2 protein-coding genes and 1 pseudogene are annotated in these 3743 nt (G+C 64.1%); 2 read left to right on the forward strand and 1 reads right to left on the reverse strand.

Annotated features, from left to right (window positions below):
* On the reverse strand, positions 1-1242 hold a 1242-nt coding region (locus DH10_RS30575; protein WP_192385679.1), incomplete at its 3' end, for a sigma-54-dependent transcriptional regulator.
* A 147-nt stretch (positions 1243-1389) separates the two neighbouring features.
* Here DH10_RS30575 and DH10_RS30580 point away from each other — a divergent pair.
* A complete protein-coding gene (locus DH10_RS30580) occupies positions 1390-3228 on the forward strand; it encodes a M3 family oligoendopeptidase (RefSeq protein WP_192252423.1) in 1839 nt (612 codons plus the stop codon).
* Positions 3229-3584: 356 nt separating this feature from the next.
* A pseudogene (locus DH10_RS37360) lies at positions 3585-3743 on the forward strand (proton-conducting membrane transporter); the annotation flags it as partial.

Genomic DNA, 3743 nt, shown 5'->3' on the forward strand with positions numbered 1-3743 from the left:
GTCCGCGACCAGTGCGGCGGCCGACGCGGCCTCAGCTTCCAGCTTCACCGTGCCTTCGACCTGCGCGCGGATTTGCGGGAATTCCTCTTCGGTGAGCAATTCGCCCTCGGCGAGCACGGACGCCCGGAACACCGCATTTTCCAGCTGGCGGATGTTGCCCGGCCAGTCATAGGCCTGCAGCATCGCCAGGGCCTTGGCCGATATGCCGCTGAGGCGGTGGCGCGGATCGGCCGGCGCGACCTTCTCCATGAAGTGCCTGACCAGATAGGGGATATCCTCGCGCCGGTCGCGCAGCGGCGGCACGAAGATCGGATAGACGTTCAGCCGGTAGAACAGGTCCTCGCGGAATTTGCCGTCCTTGACCTGCTGCAAAAGGTTGCGGTGCGTCGCCGAGATCAGCCGGATGTCGACCTTGACGGTCGAACGGCCGCCGACCGGATCGACCTCGCCCTCCTGCACGGCGCGCAGCAGCTTGACCTGGACGTCGAGCGGCAGGTCGCCTATCTCGTCCAGGAACAGCGTGCCCGAATGCGCCTCGACGAATTTGCCGGTGTGCTTGTCGGTGGCGCCGGTAAACGAGCCCTTCTCGTGGCCGAACAGGATCGATTCGACGAGATTGTCGGGGATGGCGCCGCAATTGACGGTGACGAAGGGTTTCGAGCGGCGGTCGCCGCTGCCCTGGATGGCGCGCGCCACCAGCTCCTTGCCGACGCCCGATTCGCCTTCGATCAGGATCGGGATGTTGGAGGCCGCCGCCTTCTGCCCGAGGCGGATCACCCGGTCCATCGCCGGGCTGTGGGTGATCAAGTCCTTGAAGGTGAGATGACCGCCGCGCCGCCGCGACGTGCGCTTCACCTCGTCCTCGACCGCCTCGACCTTCAAGGCATTGGAAATTGATGTCTGCAGCCGGTCGGGCGAGGCCGGTTTGACGACGAAATCGAAAGCGCCGTGGCGCATGGCCGAGACGACGGTCTCGATGCCGCCCTGCGCGGTCTGCACGATGACCGGCACGTTGATGGCGCGCTCGCGCATCGTCTTCAGCACGCCGATGCCGTCGAGACCGGGCATGACGAGGTCGAGGATGACGACCGAAACATCACGCGCGTTAGGCCCGTCGAGCACATCGAGGCCCGCCTCGCCGCCGTCGGTGACGATGGCGCTGTGGCCAAATTTCGTCACCGCCGCCTCGAGCAGCCTGCGCTGCACGGGATCGTCATCGACTATGAGTATGGAACCTGTCATGACTGTTTGAATTATCCGCCCGATAAATCCCCATGGATCATCTTGGCACAGGGTTCTAAATAAGGTTTCAAAAAACCCGGTGAACGAATTCCTTAGGATTTGACCGGCTTCTCCTCTCCCGTTGATTATAAAGAAGGTATTGTGTTGATGCGCATGATGTTTGGTCGGCGGCTTGCGGCGCCAGCGTCTGGCCAGGGCGCGGCGGAGCTCGGCGACCTGCCGGAGTGGAATCTCGCCGATCTCTACTCCGGCATGGAAGCGCCGGAGCTGAAGCGCGATATCGCCCGGGCCGCAAGCGACGCCATTGCCTTCGAAGCCCGCTGGAAGGGCACTTTGGCCGCCGAGGCCGAGCGCGGCACCGCCGGCCGGCTCGGCGAGGCGCTGAAGGCTTACGAGGCGCTGGAGGAACTGATCGGCCGCATCGTCTCCTATGCCGGGCTGGTCTATGCCGGCAACACCGCCGATCCGCAGCGCGCCAAGCTCTATGGCGACGTCCAGGAGAAGATGACCGATGCCAGCGCGCATCTTTTGTTCTTCGCGCTGGAGCTCAACCTGATCGACGACGCGGTGATCGAAAGCGCGCTTGCGGCCGACGCGGCCTTCGCCCATTACCGGCCCTGGGTGCTCGACCTCAGGAAGGACAAGCCCTACCAGCTCGAGGATCGGGTCGAGCAGCTGTTCCATGAAAAATCGGTCACCGGACGTGGCGCCTGGAACCGCCTGTTCGACGAGACGATGACCGACTTGCGCTTCGATGTCGACGGCGAGGAGCTGACGCTGGAGCCGGCGCTGAACCGGCTGCAGGACGCCGATGGCGAAGTGCGACGCCGCGCTTCCGAGGCGCTTGCCGCGACCTTCCGCAAGAACCTGCGCACCTTCACGCTCATCACCAACACGCTCGCCAAGGACAAGGAAATTTCCGACCGCTGGCGCGGCTTCGAGGACATCGCCGATTCACGCCATCTCGCCAACCGCGTCGAGCGCGGCGTGGTCGATGCTTTGGCGGCCGCAGTGCGCGAGGCCTATCCGCGGCTGTCGCACCGCTATTATCAGATGAAAGCGCGCTGGCTCGGCATGGAAGTGATGAACCATTGGGACCGCAACGCGCCCCTGCCCGAGACCCCGCAAGCGGTGATCCGCTGGGACGACGCCAGGGACACGGTACTGTCGGCCTACCAGCGCTTTTCGCCGGAGATGGCGGAAATCGCGCGGACCTTCTTCAACCGCAAATGGATCGATGCGCCTGTACGGCCCGGCAAGTCGCCGGGCGCCTTCGCCCATCCGACGGTGCCTTCGGCTCACCCTTACGTGCTGCTCAACTATATGGGCAAGCCGCGCGACGTGATGACGCTGGCGCATGAGCTCGGTCACGGCGTCCACCAGGTGCTGGCCGCCGGCCAGGGCGCGCTGATGGCCTCGACCCCTCTGACGCTGGCCGAGACGGCCTCGGTCTTCGGCGAGATGCTGACCTTCCGCTCGCTGCTCGACCAGACCTCCGACAAGCGCGAGCGCAAGGCGATGCTCGCCCAGAAGGTCGAGGACATGATCAACACCGTCGTGCGCCAGATCGCGTTCTACGAGTTCGAGCGCAAGGTGCATGCCGAGCGCCGCAACGGCGAGTTGACCTCGGACAGGCTCGGCCAGTTCTGGCTGGAAGTGCAGGCAGAGAGCCTGGGGCCGGCGATCAAGCTGCGCGACGGCTACGAGGTCTTCTGGACCTACATCCCGCATTTCATCCACTCGCCCTTCTACGTCTACGCCTATGCCTTCGGCGATTGCCTGGTGAACTCGCTCTATGCCGTCTACCAGAATGCCGAGCGCGGCTTTCAGGAGAAGTATTTCGAGATGCTGCGCGCCGGCGGCACCAAGCATCACTCCGAGCTTCTGGCGCCCTTCGGCCTGGACGCCACCGATCCTGCCTTCTGGCAGATCGGCCTTGGCGTGATCGGCGCCCTGATCGACGAGCTGGAAGCGCTCGACAAATGACGGGCGTTTCGCCCGGCGGCATAGACCAGAATAATTTAGCCGAAACGCATATTATGGCGGCTCTATTCTCAGCCTAAATACCTGTTCTTCAATAACTCTAGACCGCATTTTTCAATTAGCTTTCCGCAAGCCGTATGCTAGCGTCCGGCCCCAAGCTCAGCCGGACGCAACGCCAAGGCCAGAGACGGTCCTAGCGTTGCTTCGGCGAATGTGATGATGGCCGTCGGCCACAGCCGGAGGAGAGCCAAGCGCCGACGGCTCGATTGAAGCGGCTGTTCCGCCGAGCGTGGAACGATTGACGATCCCTGCGGCAAGCCCGCCACTCGCGCGGCCGCCCGATCGGACTGGAGAGGGAAATGAGCACTTTCTTCTACATGCTCCTGGCGTTCGTTGTGGGTGTTTTGGTTGGCTGGTTCCTCTGGGGCCGGCTGCGCGGCGAGCTCGACAGCCTGCGCGGCGACCTCGACCGCGCGAAGGGCGAACGCGACCGGTTTCGCGCCGATGCGGACCGCCTG

Origin of the sequence: Mesorhizobium silamurunense, assembly GCF_014843825.1 — a bacterium.
In the GTDB taxonomy this organism is placed as follows: Bacteria; Pseudomonadota; Alphaproteobacteria; order Rhizobiales; family Rhizobiaceae; genus Mesorhizobium; species Mesorhizobium silamurunense.

Excerpts from the sequence above, each read along its gene's own strand:
- DH10_RS30580 (WP_192252423.1), top strand. The coding sequence starts at position 1,390 with ATGCGCATGATGTTTGGTCGGCGGCTTGCGGCGCCAGCGTCTGGCCAG.